Origin of the sequence: Legionella cincinnatiensis (assembly GCF_900452415.1) — a bacterium.
Taxonomy (GTDB): Bacteria; Pseudomonadota; Gammaproteobacteria; order Legionellales; family Legionellaceae; genus Legionella; species Legionella cincinnatiensis.
This window is the reverse complement of sequence record NZ_UGNX01000001.1, coordinates 3,497,295-3,515,963: the sequence shown is the minus strand read 5'-3', so window position 1 is coordinate 3,515,963 and position 18,669 is coordinate 3,497,295. Positions and strand designations below refer to the sequence as shown.

Below are 18,669 nucleotides of genomic sequence, written 5' to 3'. Positions count from 1 at the left end.
TGTCACTTTATCTTTTTTTGTTGTTACCATGCCAAAACGAACCGATATTAAATCCATTCTTATCCTTGGGGCTGGTCCTATAGTAATAGGGCAAGCTTGTGAGTTTGACTACTCTGGCACCCAAGCAGTACGTGCTCTAAAGGAAGAAGGATATAGAGTCATCCTCGTGAACTCTAATCCCGCAACTATAATGACTGATCCAGAACTTGCAGATGCGACCTATATTGAGCCTGTTTCTTGGAAGGAAGTGGCCCGAATCATTGACATTGAACGCCCAGATGCTCTGTTGCCTACCATGGGGGGCCAGACTGCTTTGAATTGTGCATTAGATCTGGTACGTGAAGGTATTTTGGCAAAATATAATGTTGAAATGATAGGCGCGACACGAGAAGCAATTGATCGCGCTGAAGATAGGGAAAAATTTCGACAACTGATGATTAAAATTGGTTTGGACATGCCCAGATCAGCCATTGCGCACAGTATGGAAGAGGCGATACAGGTGCAAGCGCGCTTGGGTTATCCGGCGATTATCCGACCTTCATTTACTATGGGGGGCAGTGGTGGTGGAATTGCCTATAACCGTGAAGAATTTGAAGAAATTTGTATGCGCGGTTTGGAGTTGTCTCCAACTCATGAATTATTAATCGATGAATCAGTACTGGGTTGGAAAGAGTTTGAAATGGAAGTAGTACGCGACAAAAATGATAATTGTATTATTGTCTGTACTATTGAAAACTTTGATCCTATGGGAGTACATACAGGCGATTCCATTACAGTTGCACCAGCACAAACGCTTACTGATAAAGAATATCAACGTATGCGTGATGCTGCAATTAAGGTATTGAGAGCTGTTGGGGTCGATACGGGTGGTTCTAATGTGCAATTTGCTATTAACCCTGAAAATGGGCGCATGCTCGTGGTGGAAATGAACCCTAGGGTTTCTCGAAGTTCGGCATTAGCGTCTAAGGCAACAGGCTTTCCAATTGCAAAAATCGCAGCGAAACTTGCTGTAGGATATACTCTTGATGAGTTAAAAAATGAAATTACTGGAGGTAAGACCCCTGCTTCATTTGAGCCCAGCATTGATTATGTAGTAACTAAAATACCTAGATTTAACTTCGATAAATTTCCTCAAACTTCAGATACACTAACGACACAAATGAAGTCTGTTGGTGAAGTTATGGCCATAGGCTCTAATTTTCAGGAGTCCTTACAAAAAGCGATTCGTGGGTTAGAAATAGGCCGTTGCGGCTTACATCCATTGTTTTTAAAAGGTGATTTAGCACGTTTAAGAGGGAATTTGCGTGCGCCTACTCCAGATAGGCTCTGGTATATTGCTGATGCTTTTCGGAACAATATGTCCCTTGATGAAATTCACCAGGAAAGTCGGGTAGACCCTTGGTTTTTAGCACAAATCGAAGAATTGATTGCCTTAGAGCGTTCTGTTGCTGATAAGACACTACATAACATTGATGCAACAATGTTGCGTGTATTGAAAAAGCGAGGCTTTGCAGATGCTTATTTAGCTAACCTTTGGTCGTGTACTGAAGAAGAAGTTCGCAAAAGACGTCAGGAATTAGGCGTCTTTCCTGTTTATAAGCGCATTGATTCTTGTGCGGGTGAGTTCCCCAGTGCCACAGCATATATGTATTCTTGTTATGAAAGTAGCTGTGAGGCGAATCCCGATTTAGACAAAAAAAAGGTTATGATTCTTGGCGGAGGTCCTAATCGAATTGGTCAAGGAATTGAGTTTGATTATTGCTGCGTACATGCAGCTATGGCACTTAGGGATGCAGGCTGTCAAACCATTATGGTAAATTGTAATCCGGAGACAGTGTCTACTGATTTTGATACTTCGGATCGTTTGTATTTTGAACCAGTGACTTTGGAGGATGTTTTAGCCATTGTCGAAGTAGAAAAGCCTGATGGAGTGATTGTTCATTATGGGGGCCAAACCCCGTTAAAATTAGCCCGTGCTTTGGAAGCTAATGGCGTGAAAATAATAGGAACTTCTCCAGATGCAATTGATAGAGCAGAAGATAGAGATCGTTTCCAAAAATTAGTCACTGAATTGAAATTACATCAACCTGATAATGGTACAGTGCGTAGTGAAGAAGAGGCTATTGCCTTAGCAAATAAGATTGGTTATCCCTTGGTGGTTAGGCCCTCTTATGTGCTTGGTGGACGTGCTATGGAAGTTGTTTATCAGGAAGAAGATTTACGCCATTATTTGTCCCATGCTGTTGCCGTATCTAATGATTCACCGGTATTGTTAGATAAATTTTTAAATGATGCGATTGAAGTAGATATTGATGCAGTTTGTGATGGTCAGGAAGTATTAATCGGAGCTGTAATGGAGCATATAGAACAGGCGGGTATTCATTCAGGAGACTCTGCTTGCACTTTACCTCCTTTTAGTCTTAGCGTTGTTGTACAACAGGACCTAATGGAGCAAATGCGTCAAATGGCATTAAAATTGGGTGTGGTAGGTTTAATTAATGCTCAATTTGCAATTCAGGCGGATGATATTTATGTTTTAGAAGTTAATCCAAGAGCCTCAAGGACTGTACCCTTTGTATCTAAAGCTACAGGGCTTCCTTTAGCCAAAATTGCTGCTCTTTGTAAATTAGGTGTTAGTCTAAAAGAGCAAGGATTGAGTCAGAATCATCATATGCCATCGTTTTATTCAATTAAGTTGCCGGTTTTTCCGTTTATTAAGTTTGCTGGAGTAGATTCTATTCTTGGTCCAGAAATGAAATCTACTGGCGAGGTAATGGGTATTGCCAGACGTTTTGGACAGGCTTATGCTAAAGCACAATTGGGAGCAGGCAGTAATATTTCTAAACGTCGCCGCGCTTTTGTCTCTGTTCGAGATGCGGATAAAACGCGAGTAGGAGAAATTTCTAAGCGCTTAATTGAATTAGGCTTTGAAATTATAGCGACACGCGGTACTGCTCTGGCTTTGCAAGCAGCTGGAGTTGATTGCCGAAGAGTGTTTAAGGTCAACGAAGGAAGACCTCATGTTTTAGACTTTATAAAGAATAATGAAATTGATTTCATTGTAAATACAACGGAAGGTAAGCAAGCTATTGCTGATTCTTTTGCAATTAGACGCAATGCATTGCAACATAAGGTGAGCTATACTACGACCTTATCAGGTGCTGAAGCTGCTTGTCTTGCAATGAAATATGAAGATAGAGAAACTGTAACACGATTACAGGATTTACATTAAGAAAGGAATTATATTGAGGTAGATATGAGCAAATATCCTATGACAGTACATGGTGCAGAAGCATTAAAAGAGGAGTTACACCGATTAAAATTTGTTGATAGACCTCGCATTGTGGATGCGATCGCCACGGCTCGAGCACACGGTGATTTAAAAGAAAATGCGGAATATCATGCTGCTCGTGAACAGCAGAGTTTTAACGAAGGACGTATCCAGGAGTTAGAAGCAAAATTATCTCATGCTCAAATTATCGATATCAGCAAATTGCCTAACAACGGTAAAGTAGTATTTGGCTGTACCGTAACTATTTGTCATGTAGCCAACGATACCAAATTAACTTATCAAATTGTGGGTGAAGACGAAGCAGATATCAAACAGAATAAAATTTCGTACAGTTCACCTATTGGGCGTGGATTAATTGGTAAAGAGCTAGATGATTCTGTAACAGTAAACACCCCTGGAGGGATGGTCGAATACGAAATTATTGATGTTCAATATATCTAAATAAGAAATGCCTATCTAGCGAGGCCTGCTCTTTGCTTCGCTGAGCGCGCTGTGGCACACAAGTTTGTTTCACATTGTGATGATGCTCTAGTCCCTTTCTTAAGCCTGGAAAAAAGCGTAATTTCACGTGAGTTCAGGATAAGAATGTAATTAAAATCTGTCTTAGCATGATCCGTTCGGGCTGAGGAGGCGTTTATGCCATCTCGACGTCTTAGCACAGGACTTGAAAGTTCGTCCTAAGGCTTCGAGCCAACGCTGCGCGTTTCCTCAGCCCGAACGGATTGGAATAAATTCACGGTTGTTTATTCCGAACTCATGACTCATGTTAATTTCTCGATAATTTCAGGAATGTATTTGCTTTTTGCGCTCGTGGCTTGTCTCTTAGTCACAAGATTAAAAATATTGAGAACGCGGGATTTTTGATTTGGCGACGAAGCCACAGTCTTTTGAAATATATAGCGCCTTAGCATGCTCCGTTCGGGCTGAGGAGGCGTTTACGCCGTCTCGAAGCCTTAGCACAGAACTTGAAAGTTCGTACAAAGGCTTCGAGCCAACGCTGCGCGTTTCCTCAGCCCGAACGGATCGGAATAAATTCACGGTTGTTTATTCCGAACTCATGACTCATGTTAATTTCTCGATAATTTCAGGAATGTATTTGCTTTTTGCGCTCGTGGCTTGTCTCTTAGTCACAAGATTAAAAATATTGAGAACGCGGGATTTTTGATTTGGCGACGAAGCCACAGTCTTTTGAAATATATAGCGCCTTAGCATGCTCCGTTCGGGCTGAGGAGGCGTTTACGCCGTCTCGAAGCCTTAGCACAGAACTTGAAAGTTCGTACAAAGGCTTCGAGACAACGCTGCGCGTTTCCTCAGCCCGAACGGATCGGAATAAATTCACGGTTGCTTATTCCGAACTCATGACTCATGTTAATTTCTCGATAATTTCAGGAATGTATTTGCTTTTTGCGCTTGTGGTTTGTCTCTTAGTCACAAGATTAAAAATCTTGAGAACGGGGGATTTTTGATTTGGCGACGAAGCCATAGTCTTTTGAAATATATAGCGCCTTAGCATGCTCCGTTCGGGCTGAGGAGGCGTTTACGCCGTCTCGAAGCCTTAGCACAGAACTTGAAAGTTCGTACAAAGGCTTCGAGCCAACGCTGCGTGTTTCCTCAGCCCGAACGGATCGGAATAAATTTACGTCCGCTTATTCCGAACTCATGTTAATTTCTCGATAATTTCAGGAATGTATTTGCTTTTTGCGCTTGTGGTTTGTCTCTTAGTCACAAGATTAAAAATCTTGAGAACGGGGGATTTTTGATTTGGCGACGAAGCCATAGTCTTTTGAAATATATAGCGCCTTAGCATGCTCCGTTCGGGCTGAGGAGGCGTTTACGCCGTCTCGAAGCCTTAGCACAGAACTTGAAAGTTCGTACAAAGGCTTCGAGACAACGCTGCGCGTTTCCTCAGCCCGAACGGATCGGAATAAATTTACGTCCGCTTATTCCGAACGCTTGTGGTTTGTCTCTTAGTCACAAGATTAAAAATATTGAGAACGCGAGATTCTTAATTCGGCGACGAAGCCGCAGTGCTCGAGCTTCTTTTGAAATTATAAAAGAGATATATAACGCTTTGATATGACATATAAACAGAATCAATTGGATTATATTTGCCCTATATGGCTAAATAATAGATTATGAGCTGGTAATTGATAATGTTGAGATAATAATGACTAATTTTCCTAAAAAACTTATTTCTGAAGTGGAAGACTTTGAACAAAGATTGCAAAAGTTAAATGAGTTAATTAAAGAACTGGAAGAGAGGAGCCGCCGATTTCAGATTCAGGATGAGGAATTTAAACAACCTAAGTTATTAAAGACTCGGACTGTAAATAATAGAAATGTAACAGACTTACCCACTGCGTCCAAACAAGAGGGTGGTATTCCGGCAAATCTAAAAGCAGATAAAACTAATAGATTGGATGTTTTTGTGAGTGATCTCAAATCATTCATACAAACAGTTGGAAATTGTTTTAAAAAAATTGGCAAAATTAATGTGTCTTTGCCAGAAGCTCTTACAAAACTTAGAGAAGCTCGAGGAGAATTAAAATCCTCACAGCAACAATTAAAAGAGATAGTAGGGTGTTTTATAAAGGCTAGGGGCGAAATAGCGAAGCAGTGTACAGCCCTTTTAAATGAGGTAGCAGCGCATAATCAAGAGGGTAACAAGATACAAAAGCAGCAGGCACTTCTACAAAAAATACAATCACCTAATTACTTAATTAAAGACAGGATAGTTAATGACAAGGTAATAAAAGGCGAGGTAATTAAAGACAAGGCGATTACACAGTTGAAAAATAACATCTCCATGTTACAGAAAAAGCATCATGAATCTGGGTGCAGTATAAAAGAAAAAGAGCGTCAGTTAAATACAGCTACTGCAAACGCAAACCTTGCCTATGAAGGTTTAAAAGATGCCATACTCCTGCATAGAGCAGCGGTAAAAAGTGTGGATAAAGCCATTAAAAATGTGGAGCAAGCCACTAAATGCCAGGAAAAGTGTATCGATAAACAACAGCGAATAAAAGAAGTGCTTTTAAAAGTGAAAGCAGAATCTGAAAATGCTAAAGAACTCACGAAATTAACTGAAGAAATAGTGAAACCATCTTATCCAAGACGGTAGTACCTATCCGAAATTGGTTCTATCTTATATAATTTAAATAAATAAAGCATCTGAACAGACGCTTTAAGTATCTTAAACTCCAGCGGTTGCGATTACAGGAAGTAATAATGAGCACGTTTTCTGAATGGTTTCAAACAACCCCAATTCCAGTTGATGCTATAATTGGTCGTTATGATTTAAAATTAGTTGCTTTGTCTTATGTCATAGCGGTTTTTGCATCTTATGTTGCTTTAAATCTTGTAGGTCGTCTTCGTTCTGAAAGAAACAGTCAAATTTGGCTTTATTGGCTTGCTGGTGGTGCTTTTGCTATGGGATCAGGAATTTGGGCGATGCATTTTGTTGGCATGTTAGCTTTTATTCTGCCTATGCCTATGGAGTATGATGTAAGTTGGACCGCAGCTTCATTAATTATCGCTGTTCTTGCTTCCGCGCTCGCTTTGTTTATTTTACAGAAAAAAGATTATTCTATTTTGCATTTTGCGTTAGGTGGATTAATTGTTGGTCTTGCTATCTCCACTATGCATTATATGGGCATGGAAGGAATGAAGATTCATGTGGACATTCACTATTGGCCCAGTTTGTTTTTTCTTTCTATTGTCATCGGAATTGCTGCTGCAGAAACTGCGATTTGGCTGGCGTTGCAAAGTAATTATGGTCCTAGGAAAAGACAATTTAATTTGAAAATCATAAGTTCTTTGCTTATGGGATTAGCTATTTGTGGGATGCATTATACAGGAATGGCTGCTGCTGTTTTTACGCCCAATTTATCACATGCCATGACCCATGAAAATTCGGCAATAGAACCAAGTTACTTAGCCTATTTTATTACGGGACTCAGTATCTTGATTTTTACAATTGCACTCACCGCATCTGGTTATTATAAGAAAATGATTATTGCTATAGAGAATGAGAAAGAATTTCTTAACGCAATGCTTGATAATTTAGAAGATGGAATTATCGCGTGTAATGCAGCAGGGCGAATTACAGTATTAAACCATACGATTCAAAAGTATATTAACTCAAACAAAATCAATAAAAATATTCATAATATATTGGATTATTTGAACCTTTTTACAATGAATAATACGCCAATTAGTCCCGATGAATTTCCACTCAAGCGCGCTTTAAATGGGGAGCTTGTTCGTGGCATTGAATTAATGATGCATACTAAAGATAACGGGGTACGCCATGTAGTAATTGACGGGCAAAAAATTATTAACTCACAAGCGAGCAATTTAGGCGCTGTTATTGTCATCCATGATATTACTGAGCTCAAACAAACGGAGAAATTAAAAGATGAGTTCGTTTCTACAGTAAGCCATGAGTTGCGTACTCCTCTTACTTCTATACGTGGTTCTCTGGGATTATTAGTGAGCGGGATCATGGGGGCATTTCCTGAAAAAGTAAAAAAATTGCTTGAGATTGCTAATAACAATTGTGAGCGCTTACTTTTATTGATTAATGACATTCTAGACATTGAAAAAATTGAAGCAGGGAAAATGGATTTTGAATTAAAAGTGCTTGAATTAAATCAAATAGTGAAAGAGTCAGTCGACGTTAATAAAATGTATGCAGAAAAGTTTGGCGTCAACATTGATTTAGTATCAAATGATGAAGAATATTTGGTCTCAGTGGATTCTGGTCGTTTGATGCAAGTTTTAGCAAATCTAATCTCTAATGCATGCAAGTTTTCTTATGAAAATGAAAAGGTTACTGTTGCAGTGAAACAAGTGGACTCATCAGTTCGCGTATCCATTTCCAATAGAGGCGTGGGCATATCACCTGAATTTCAATCACGTATTTTTCAAAAATTTTCTCAAGGAGACTCCTCCACCACTCGCGGAAAAGGAGGTACCGGTTTGGGGTTGAATATTAGTAAGACAATTATTGAAAAGTTAGGCGGAGTGTTACATTTTGAGAGCACGCCTAATGATCTAACGACTTTCTATTTTGACTTACCACTAGTACAGCAACCACTTATTTCCCATGAAGAAAATAAACCCCTAACTTCGGAAACGAGCAAAAGATTGCTGATTTGTGAAGATGATAGTGCTCAGGCTGATTATCTAAAATTACTTTTAGAGTCTGCTGATTTTATTGTTGATGTGGCTATTACTGCTGCAGATGCACGAAAGCTATTAGAAAATCATGAGTATCATGCACTTTTGTTGGATTTAATATTACCTGATCAAGATGGAATTTCATTCATTAGGGAGTTGCGTACAAATCAAAAGACAATGTATTTGCCGGTTATAGTACTTTCAGTTATTGCTCAGGCAGGAAAAGAGTTATCTAATGGAGATGCGGTTTCAATAGTAGATTGGTTAGATAAGCCAATTGATTTTACTAAGTTACTTACGGCAATTAATAAAATACAAAAAAATGATTCTCAAGAGCTGCCTCATATATTACATGTGGAAGATAATAAGGACACTCAAGAAATTGTAGAAGTGCTTCTTGAAAAACACGCGAAAGTAACTACCGCAAATAATTTAAAAGAAGCAAAAGAAATGCTGAAAAAAGATAAATATAATTTGATCATTTTAGACTTATTATTGCCAGATGGAAATGGAATAGAAATTTTGCCGACGATATCGAAATATCATGCACCTGTTCTCGTATTTTCTGATACTAATTTAAATAAAGATTATTCCAAATTTGTAAGTCAAGCGTTGCTTAAATCCAATTCTTCGAATGAAATTTTACTTAATACTATTAAAAAACTTCTTTAACTAATTAAAGGAATAGAAAATGCCTAAAGAACTTAAAAAGATTTTATATGCGGAAGATGAAGAGGACATAAGAGCTATTGCACAAATTGCCTTGGAGGATATTGGTGATTTTACAGTAAAGTATTGTTCTAACGGTAAAGAAGTTATTGATGCAGCAAAGGAATTTATTCCTGATTTACTGTTATTAGATGTAATGATGCCTGAACAAGATGGGCCAACTACTTTATTTGAATTACGGAAGAATCCTGAGTTTATGGAAATACCCGCTATATTTATGACTGCTAAAATACAAAGTGATGAAATAGCAGAATACAAGTCTATAGGCGCAATTGATGTTATTAAAAAGCCTTTTGACCCCTTGACGCTTGCGATGTCAATCAACGATGCATGGTTAAAATATAATGGATGAGAAGATACAGAAAAAATTACATGATCTTTTTATGCTTTATCGTAAGCAGCTTCCTGAGCGAATTTATAGCTTAGAGTTGCAATGGCACGCTCAGCTTAAGCAATGGGATTTAGCTGGTTTTCAAGAGTTTCATCGTAATATACATAGCTTATGTGGCTCTGCGGGAACCTATGGTTATTTGGAGTTGGGTAAAACCGCACGGCAGATGGAAATATTATTAAAAAATATTCTTGCTAATGGGAAATTAGCAGAGGAAGATCAAGAAAAAATTACTTCATATTTTAATCAATTAAAAGGCGTCTTGGCTCATGAAGATGAACCGAAATCACTCGTTTTTGTTGCTGAAAAAAAATCTGCGGACAATAAATTAGTTTATATTCTGGAACAAGATATACCATTAGTTAATGAATTAAAAGCTGGTTTGCAACAGGCTGGATATGATACACAGCATATAAAAGATATGACATCACTCCAGAATTTAATGCAGAAACAGCAACCGATTGCGCTTATTATTGATACTGATTATTTAAATAAATCTGCTCTTGAGTATCTAATTACTGTAGGAAAACATCAGAAAGGGCTCGTTCAATTATTTTGTATTGTTCCTAATGCGGATTTATTACCTCGACTCACAGCAATACGTGCTGGTTGTGTTGCTTTTTTTCAAAAACCGCTTGATGTTTCTTATATGATACAAGAGATCAATTTAAATTGTATTTCACCTATTAATGAAGCATACCGAATTTTAATTCTGGATGACTCACAATCATTAGCGGAATTTTATTCATTGATTTTAAAACAAGCGGATATGATTACTCGAGCTATTACCAAGCCTTTGGACTTATTAAAAGAGCTTGAAACATTCCAGCCTGATTTAATTTTGATGGACATTTATATGCCTGAGTGCTCAGGTTTGGAGCTGGCAACCTTACTTCGAAAAGATAGGCGATACACGAAAATTCCCATTATTTTTCTATCTACAGAAGATGATAAAAACAAGAAATTAGCAGCAATTAGTTTAGGTGGGGATGACTTTTTGACCAAACCTGTTTCACCACAAGATTTAGTTTCTGCAGTAAGATCGCGATCCAATCGGGCGAGTATTTTAAATTATTATATGACCACAGATAGTTTGACTGGTTTGTTAAATCATTCCAGTGTTTTAAATCGTTTAAATATTGAAATTACCCGAGCAAAACAGCAGCAGTCATCGCTTTCTTTCGTGATGATTGATATTGATAATTTTAAATTAATTAATGATACTTATGGCCATCCTTTTGGTGATGTGGTGATTAAAAAACTTGCTTCTATGTTGATGATGAGTTTGCGTAATCAAGATATTATTGGACGGTATGGTGGAGAGGAGTTTGTGCTAATATTGCCAGGCGCTAATCTTGAAAACAGTCAAAAAATTTGTAATAACTTACGTCTTCAATTTTCTAAGTATGCTTTTGCAATAAATGATCAAAAAGTCTATGTAACAATTAGCCTTGGAATTTCGAGTTTGAATCATAGTTATGATTTTAATGATATTGTCAATTATGCAGATCAAGCATTATATAAAGCAAAGCAAAATGGGAAAAATCAGGTTGTTGTCTATACTGAACATTTAAATTGAACCTAATTGTTATCTATTGATACTTCTGCACAATGGATCTAATTGACGATAACAATTTGTAGAGTTAATTATTGGCTTAAACTAAAAAGAAAAAATCATTAATAGATCAAATGCCTATAAAAAATGGATACGCAAATTTACTTGATATGTCTCTTACAATTCCTGACTAGAGCGCTGCAGCATTTCTATGAATCAGGATCAGTAAGAACAAAAATAACTGTATAAGGGCTAACTCGATTAATAATTTGTTCGATTAAATATTCATTAGTGGGATCATCTAGGCTAATTGTTAATTCAGATTTTGCTTCATTTATTGCTATAACACTGAGATTATTTTTTGTAGCAAACTGGTTTATCTTTTTGGGCAGTAATGAGTAACATGAATTTTTAGCGTTTTCAAGTTTGCTTTGAGGGAATAGTTTTAATTTGAATTGATCTGCTAGAATCGCCATCAATTGTTGGCGATTAATTATTTTCATGCGACAAAGAGTTTCACCAAGAAGCTCCCCAGTTTTTTTCTGTTCTATAATTGCTTGTTCTAGTTGAGGTTGATTTATTAGACCTGCTGAAATTAATAAACTGCCCAATTTTAAATGATGAGGAGTTAAGATGTGGCTGCCAGGGAAATGATGATCTGTTTTATCCCATGTTGGTTGTTTTGCACTTTTTTGTGTTTTAGGTGTTGAATTATAGATAATGTATGCGCGTATTATTGCATGGAAGTTAATTAGGTTATTATAAAAATATCGTGGAATTGATAAAAAAGCAGCGCTCCAACCATAGATCCTGCGAATGGCAATAATTCGTTGTAGCGCGCGCTCAAACATTAAAAATGTAGCTCCTATAATAAAAGCCCATACCCATGGGTGCAAATTAAATTGTTCTTGTAAAGAGGGATACTCTGGATTTTCAAGGGTAAACAGAGAATAAAGTATCCAAAAAATAAGGACCACATAGCCAAAACCATTGACAAAATGGGTGAGGAATGCCTTTCTATCATGAGCAAGAGTAAATCGTACAGGCCATGCATTAGGCCATTCATGCTTCCATTCTTGAAAAATAATGCCAATTATCCAACGCGTTTTTTGTCGTACGGCTTTTGTGTACTCCATAGGAAATAAAGCGCGAGTTGCAATGTACTCTTGAATTGGTTTTTGAATATAGCCTGAACGAAAAATTCCCCGAGGTTGCCATTTTTTATAAGTTACTTTCTGAGCAGCAAAGATGGATTTTAATTTTTTTAATCGAATTTCAAGAGAGGTATGATAATCTTCCGTGAGCGACTCTGTTGAAAAAGGAACTCTTGTTTTAGGGTTTTCAAGTAATTGTAATGTTTTTCTTGAAAAAGCAGTTCCCACGCCGGCAGAGGGAACATGTCCTCCAATAGATTCCCGAACAATAATATCTTTAGTATGATTTTCTGAAAATTCGTCAGCGTACATCCAATGAGTAAAATTCCATAAATTTACTTTTAAAGGAAAGATTGGAATTTGGATCATATCTTTTTTAGGACACAAGTAGTTATAAAGTTTAAAAGATAAAGGATGAATAATATCTTCTGAATCATGAAACACAAAAATATCAAATTTTTTGTTGATTGTTTGTTCAAATTTTTTCGTATACAGGTAAATACTGTTTAAATTAGCTGCTTTATTGGTTGGACCAGGAGTTTCTCCAATAACACATTGAACATGCATTATTTCTCGAGCAACTTCTTCTACCTCCTCAATTGTTGTAGGATCGTTTGGATACACGCCGACAAAAATATAATAGTTTGTATAATCAATAGAATAGCAGTTGTGTCTTAGCATAGTGCCAATTACCCCTGCTTCATGCCAGCAAGGTACTAATATGGCTATGAGCTGCTCTTCTTTTTCTGCCATTTTTTGATAAGTTAATGGTTCATAATGGCGTGTTTTCCATAAACGAAAGATGTATCTTATCCAAAAGTAAAGATCTATAAAGAAATCATCTAAGCCTGATATAATGAACATAAAAGTTAAGGCGATGAGAAAATACCACATAATGTAATAAAAAAATAAAATTAGTTCATTGGGCACCAGATATGTCCTTAATCAATTGTCATTAAAAACGAAAATATATTTCTAGCATAGCAAGATTATTCCAGTAATGGGATTTATAAGGATTTGGGGTAGGGCTATTTACAGGAATATAGTATCCTTGCAATGCTTCGAAACGAAAAACAACATTGATACGATTATTTGGCTGCAAAGCAATGCCGGGGCCTAGAGAATAGATATTATTATAAAACTCATGATTTTTATCCAGAATTAAATAATTAGCCATATAAAGATCCAGTGAAGAGCTATGGTAAGTAGCAACTCTGAAACCAGGCCTAAACCAAGATGTGCTGATGATGTTGTCATTGTATCGTGAGTAATAAATCATATCGGAATAGAGTGTAATGATCCACTTAAGTGGCAATGTAAGCTTATTAGTATAAGTCGGTTTAACTCCCCAAGCATTATAGTAAACAAGCCCGCCACGAACATCTTTGCGCCATCTTGGCCGAAATTTATAAACTAAATCTTCGGCTCCACCTATTTCAAGGAATGCTAATACAGGTATTTTCGGCCAAGGAAATTTACGAATACCTGCTGAATAAATAGCTGCATTGTCTTCAAAAATCTGGGGGATCGAGTTTTGGATAAGTAGCCCTTGTAACGTTCCAGAGCGATTGTCTTTTGTTCTACGATATGAAAAATATAAATCAGTATTTATTTGTTTTATGGTCTTACCTAATCGCGAAATTATGGGTAAGACACCCAAATCAAAGCGGCTATAATAAAAGGGAAAAGTATAAAATTCTGCAAAATAAGGATTAGGTAAGATTTTAAATTGGCTACCTGCTAATCCAGTTTTTGCAAGCTCTGCTTTGGTTTTGACCTCCATATTCGACGTTTTCGACGCATAATTAAAATATCGGAATGCAAAATATTTATTATTTTGCTCATCGTACAGATATCCGATACTTAATGCTGACGCTGGATTATGATCTAGAGCGTACGCTCTTTTCCACAGTTCAATAGCTTGAGTTGTATTTTTTTGTGCCATTTCAAAGTATGCTGCTTCTTTAATAGTTCTTATATCTTTTGGATGCATGGACAATAAGATAAAGATGGTTTTCGAAGCAAGACTTGGATTAATTTTCCTATTTTGATAAAAACGATTCCAAAGTATTTCTTCTGGGCTTAAATTTTGGGGGGGTGTTGAGTTTTGGGCTATTTGTTGTTCTTTTTCTAAATAACTAAGTGCTTGTTGAGATTGTTTTTTTAACTGTGCGTTTCCATAAGTGAGACCATAGGTAAAGAAAAATACAGCTTGCTTCTTATCTTTTTTCTGTGCAAACAAATAAGCTATTTGGACCGCAAGAGTGGAATTTGGCTTAATTGAAAATGCTTTGACTAAATAGAACAGGGCGCTTTCATTATTTTTTTGCATTAATTCAAGGTATCCAAGTTTTGAGTACGCCTCTGAATTATTGGGATCAATTAAAAGGATATGTTGCAAATAATTACGTGCAGACTCAGGCTGTAGATTCATAATTTCATCAACTCTTTGATACAATGCAGTAAAATCCAATTTATGATGAAAATGAACTGGCTCAATAAAGGAGGAAAGATTTTCTTGTACTGGGCTAATATGCTCTTCGGGGAATATAGATTGATAAAGCACTTGCGCTTCTTTTTGTTTTATTTTATCAGTCGCCAACATGAGTGAGGTCAAGAGGGGTTTTGCATTTTTATATTGATTCAATAGGATGTAAATTTTTGCTAATTCATAAGTAATGGTTTGGTTTTTGGGATAGAGTAAATGATTTTCCTGTAGAAAATTCAAAGCAGAATGAGTATCGCCTTTCTGAAGAAACCAGTTTGTTTTAGCTCCAATTGCAACTGGGTTGTTTGGATCTTGTTGCAAAATGAGATCTAACGCCTCTTTTGCTTTTAGGGGTTCTGTATTTTTATGGGTATAATAGAAATTAAGTAACGTTGGAATATCTCTTTTGACTGAATGAATATTTTTCATTGCAGAATGAATGAGTAGATAAAAAATAATTAAAATGAATAGGATAGTCCAAATTATTCTCCTCCGATTCATTTGCATCGCTCTGTTTTTTTATATTAGTATTAAAGTATCAAGAAAAATAAGGATATTCTAGTGATAATACTGTATAGAGCCACTTGGTTTTTATTGATGTGGGCATTTTTTACAACTCTGAACGCTTCAACATTATTATCATCTACTGACTCTCTGATTCAACAAACGTATACATTGAATCAAATATCAAAAATTAATACGGGTATTTTGGAGGGACGAAAACCATCCTATACTTTTTATATACCAATACCCTCTCAATGGGAGGTTCTTAATATTGATTTAAATCTGATTATTCAATTTTCCCCTCTTTTACTCAACTCTTCTTCGCTCACTTTAATGGTAGGTGATCTTCCCATTGATTCGATAAAATTAGATAAAGCAGTTTCTCAACCTATTTTATGGCGCGTTTCAATTCCCAAAGCACTTATTCAAAAAAAAATAACAACTGTTCGTCTCATTGGATATATGAAAATTAGTGATGATGTCTGTAGCGATGTTGAAAATCCCGGTAATTGGATAACTCTGGTTGGAAATTCAAGTGTTACTTACCATTATCAAAATCGATCCGAAAATTTGAAACTATCCGATTTTCCCTATCCTTTTATTCATAATGATGCGCCTTTTGTTGATAAAATCGCTTTTGTTATGCCTGATAAGATGACTGCTAACGATTTTGCACCATATTTTAACTTGGCGAATATTCTTAGCAAAAGAGCCAGTTGGCGTGGTATTGATTTCGAGACAATTCTCACAAATGATGTTGGACATATTTCTTCTTCTAATCCCGTTATTATTGTGAGCACCCCAGATCTTATTGATTTTTCTTCACTTAAATTTCCAAACGGAATTCATTTGGAACATAATCAATGGATGCAAAATGGAACCCGTTTGAGCGATGACTCTGGTTTTATATGGATTTATCCGAACAAGCAACAACCCGTCTTGGTTATTTCGGCGAATACTCAACAAGGAATCGCAACAGCAATTAATTCGATTAACTCCAATGTAATGAATTTTAATGCAACTAATCCTTCCTTTTTTATTGCGACGCCAACAGATATAGATCAACCAATAAGCGAGTCCCCAAAAAAGTTACACATAACTTTTAAAGATTTGGGCTATAATGACAATACTGTTTTTGGATCAGGACAAAATCAGTTAAATTATCAGTTTAATTTACCGGATCAATTTTCAAATAACTCTGTCACATTATTTGTAGATTACAGCTTTAGCCCATTTTTACAACAGAATAAAGCTTCCACGTTAACAATAAGTCTTAATGGTTATCCAGTTGATGGGGCGTTACTTAAAACGGATTCAGCACAAAAAGTTACGCTCGAACTTAATTTACCACCAAAATTATTACATTTAGGCAATAATGCATTGATTATAACCTTCAATATGATTTTGCCAGAAGAATACTGCACGCGAGATTATTTGAATGAGGCTTGGGCAACTGTGTATAATGATAGTTATCTTGAATTTCATCAATCCAAGGCCCCCGAAAGTAATCAAATTAAATCCTACCCAACTTTAATGAATGGTTTAGTTTTTGTTGGCTTACCTAATAATAGCACTACAACTTACCAGAATAAGCAATTGCTGCAAGAGTTAATCCATTTTGCGACAACCTTAAATAATAGTTCATTTCTTAAGGTAATGGACAATCAATCTCTTCCAAAGGATTCAGTGCAGCATAATTTAGTTTATTTAAGTATAGGGAAGAATGATTCAGAGTTTATGATTTCATTTAGGCAAAATATTAATAAATTAATACATAATCTTAGCATCACTTCCAATAATACTTTAAAAGGAATTGATAAAAATATTTTTGGGAATGCTTTCGATAAAAGACAAGATATTGGCTTTGTTAACATAAGTCCGTTGGGCTCATATAATCAATTTGCTTTACTTAATATCTTTGGATATACAGAAGATGAATTAAAATTAGCTTTGAATTTATTAAATGATAATTATAAGCGGGATTCTTTGTCAGGCACTCTGGCTGTCTCTTTCCAAAATGGCAGCTATACCAATTTATCACCCCAAGAAATACAAGACACTGTAAACACAGAAATTGCGATGGAAAAAGCGAATCGATTAACACTTAATGTTATTATTTACAGCTTAGCAGGGATCGGGTTAACTATTTTAGCTTTTGTAATTTGGCGTTTTATAAAAAGTAGACGTCCTTGATTACGTTTACAATTTTTTGTGCGGCAGTTCCATCTCCATAAGGCAATATAGTTTTTACCATATTATTATATTTCTCTTTAGATCTCAGCAATTCTGCGGTATAGCTGAATATGTCATCTGCATTTAGAGGCACAAGTTTCCCTACACCAGCCTCTATAATTTCCGTGCGTTCGGTTGTTTCTCTTAAGATTAATACGGGTTTACCCAGAGCAGGTGCCTCTTCTTGTATTCCTCCAGAATCTGTCAAAACGAGATAGGATTGATTAAGAACATGAACAAAAATATTATAATCCAGGGGACGTGTTAGGTGGATTTGTGGTATCTCACCCAGTTCTTGATATGCAATTTTTGTAACATTGGGATTTGGATGGACTGGAAATAAAAACTCTATATCATCAAATTCAGCTGCCAATTTTCGTAAAGCAGTGCAAATCTCCTGAAAAGGTTTCCCAAAATTTTCCCGTCTATGGCTAGTTACAAGAATTAAGCGTTTGTCCTTATCAAAATGTAGATTATTCTGAATTGGTTGTTTCGATATATAACGCAGAGCATCAATCACAGTATTTCCTGTGACATATATGGAGTTTTCTGATATACCTGCCGCCATTAAATTATTTTTATTGCTTAATGTTGGCGCGAAATGGAGAGCTGCGAGTTGTGTTACGAGCAATCTATTTATTTCCTCCGGGAATGGATGTCTGATATTTCCAGAGCGCAGACCCGCCTCAATATGGTAAAAAGGAATATGTAAATAAAATGCTGCTAAAGCAGAGGCAAATGTACTCGTAGTATCTCCTTGAGCAAGTACCAAATCATAAGCCCCTGCTCGTAATATATTATCGAGGTCATCCATTAACTTTGACGTAAGATTGGATAAGGATTGATTTGGCCTCATAATATTTAAATCAAAATTTGGTTTAATATTAAAAAGTGCCAACATTTGATCTAACATTTCACGATGCTGTGCTGTAGCTAGGACATAGATGCTCGCCCATTTTTGTTCTTTAAGAGCCATTATCACGGGAGCCATTTTTATGGCTTCTGGGCGAGTCCCAATGACACATATAATTTTTTTTGTCGTCATTGTTTTATCATAATAAAATGGGTCAATAATTTATTAACATAAATTGTGGCTGACCAACTGTCAATGAAAAACAAATCCGACCATTGTGATTTTCACAG

Annotated in this window: 10 protein-coding genes; 7 read left to right on the top strand and 3 right to left on the bottom strand. The window is 36.4% G+C overall.

Annotation, left to right across the window (positions count from 1 at the left end; translation table 11 throughout):
* The first annotated feature begins 28 nt into the window (after nt 1-28).
* The 6 genes from carB (at nt 29) to DYH34_RS15450 (ending at nt 11,172) form a co-directional block, all read left to right on the top strand.
* On the top strand, nt 29-3,232 hold the full coding sequence (gene carB, locus DYH34_RS15475) for a carbamoyl-phosphate synthase large subunit (RefSeq protein ID WP_058466532.1): 3,204 nt from the start codon (nt 29-31) through the stop codon (nt 3,230-3,232).
* 24 nt (nt 3,233-3,256) lie between these two features.
* On the top strand, nt 3,257-3,733 hold the full coding sequence (gene greA / locus DYH34_RS15470) for a transcription elongation factor GreA (protein ID WP_058466527.1): 477 nt from the start codon (nt 3,257-3,259) through the stop codon (nt 3,731-3,733).
* A 1,726-nt stretch (nt 3,734-5,459) separates the two neighbouring features.
* A complete protein-coding gene (locus DYH34_RS15465; RefSeq protein WP_058466526.1) occupies nt 5,460-6,413 on the top strand; it encodes a hypothetical protein in 954 nt (317 codons plus the stop codon).
* Between the two features lie 107 nt (nt 6,414-6,520).
* Nucleotides 6,521-9,145, top strand: coding sequence for an MHYT domain-containing protein (locus DYH34_RS15460; protein WP_058466525.1), 2,625 nt, complete (start codon nt 6,521-6,523; stop codon nt 9,143-9,145).
* Between the two features lie 19 nt (nt 9,146-9,164).
* Nucleotides 9,165-9,554, top strand: a complete 390-nt coding sequence (locus tag DYH34_RS15455) for a response regulator (protein ID WP_058466524.1) — start codon at nt 9,165-9,167, stop codon at nt 9,552-9,554.
* Nucleotides 9,547-11,172, top strand: coding sequence for a diguanylate cyclase (locus tag DYH34_RS15450; protein WP_058466523.1), 1,626 nt, complete (start codon nt 9,547-9,549; stop codon nt 11,170-11,172). The genes DYH34_RS15455 and DYH34_RS15450 overlap by 8 nt, the downstream gene beginning before the upstream one ends.
* 185 nt (nt 11,173-11,357) lie before the next feature.
* On the opposite strand, the gene DYH34_RS15445 is transcribed toward DYH34_RS15450, so the two are convergent.
* Nucleotides 11,358-13,232, bottom strand: coding sequence for a glycosyltransferase (locus tag DYH34_RS15445; RefSeq protein ID WP_058466522.1), 1,875 nt, complete (start codon nt 13,230-13,232; stop codon nt 11,358-11,360).
* 25 nt (nt 13,233-13,257) lie between these two features.
* Nucleotides 13,258-15,291: a tetratricopeptide repeat protein gene (locus DYH34_RS15440; RefSeq protein WP_058466521.1), complete on the bottom strand. Its 2,034-nt coding sequence runs from the start codon at nt 15,289-15,291 to the stop codon at nt 13,258-13,260.
* Between the two features lie 60 nt (nt 15,292-15,351).
* On the opposite strand from DYH34_RS15440, the gene DYH34_RS15435 reads away from it, so the two are divergent.
* Nucleotides 15,352-17,487, top strand: coding sequence for a cellulose biosynthesis cyclic di-GMP-binding regulatory protein BcsB (locus tag DYH34_RS15435; RefSeq protein ID WP_131775195.1), 2,136 nt, complete (start codon nt 15,352-15,354; stop codon nt 17,485-17,487).
* Here the strand turns inward: DYH34_RS15435 and wecB are convergent.
* On the bottom strand, nt 17,465-18,571 hold the full coding sequence (gene wecB, locus DYH34_RS15430) for a non-hydrolyzing UDP-N-acetylglucosamine 2-epimerase (RefSeq protein WP_058466519.1): 1,107 nt from the start codon (nt 18,569-18,571) through the stop codon (nt 17,465-17,467). The genes DYH34_RS15435 and wecB overlap by 23 nt on opposite strands.
* Nucleotides 18,572-18,669 lie beyond the last annotated feature (98 nt).

Coding starts and splice junctions, on each gene's coding strand:
- DYH34_RS15450 (WP_058466523.1), top strand. CDS start 9,547: ATGGATGAGAAGATACAGAAAAAATTACATGATCTTTTTATGCTTTAT.
- DYH34_RS15465 (WP_058466526.1), top strand. CDS start 5,460: ATGACTAATTTTCCTAAAAAACTTATTTCTGAAGTGGAAGACTTTGAA.
- carB (WP_058466532.1), top strand. CDS start 29: ATGCCAAAACGAACCGATATTAAATCCATTCTTATCCTTGGGGCTGGT.
- greA (WP_058466527.1), top strand. CDS start 3,257: ATGAGCAAATATCCTATGACAGTACATGGTGCAGAAGCATTAAAAGAG.
- DYH34_RS15455 (WP_058466524.1), top strand. CDS start 9,165: ATGCCTAAAGAACTTAAAAAGATTTTATATGCGGAAGATGAAGAGGAC.
- wecB (WP_058466519.1), bottom strand. CDS start 18,571: ATGACGACAAAAAAAATTATATGTGTCATTGGGACTCGCCCAGAAGCC.
- DYH34_RS15440 (WP_058466521.1), bottom strand. CDS start 15,291: ATGAATCGGAGGAGAATAATTTGGACTATCCTATTCATTTTAATTATT.
- DYH34_RS15460 (WP_058466525.1), top strand. CDS start 6,521: ATGAGCACGTTTTCTGAATGGTTTCAAACAACCCCAATTCCAGTTGAT.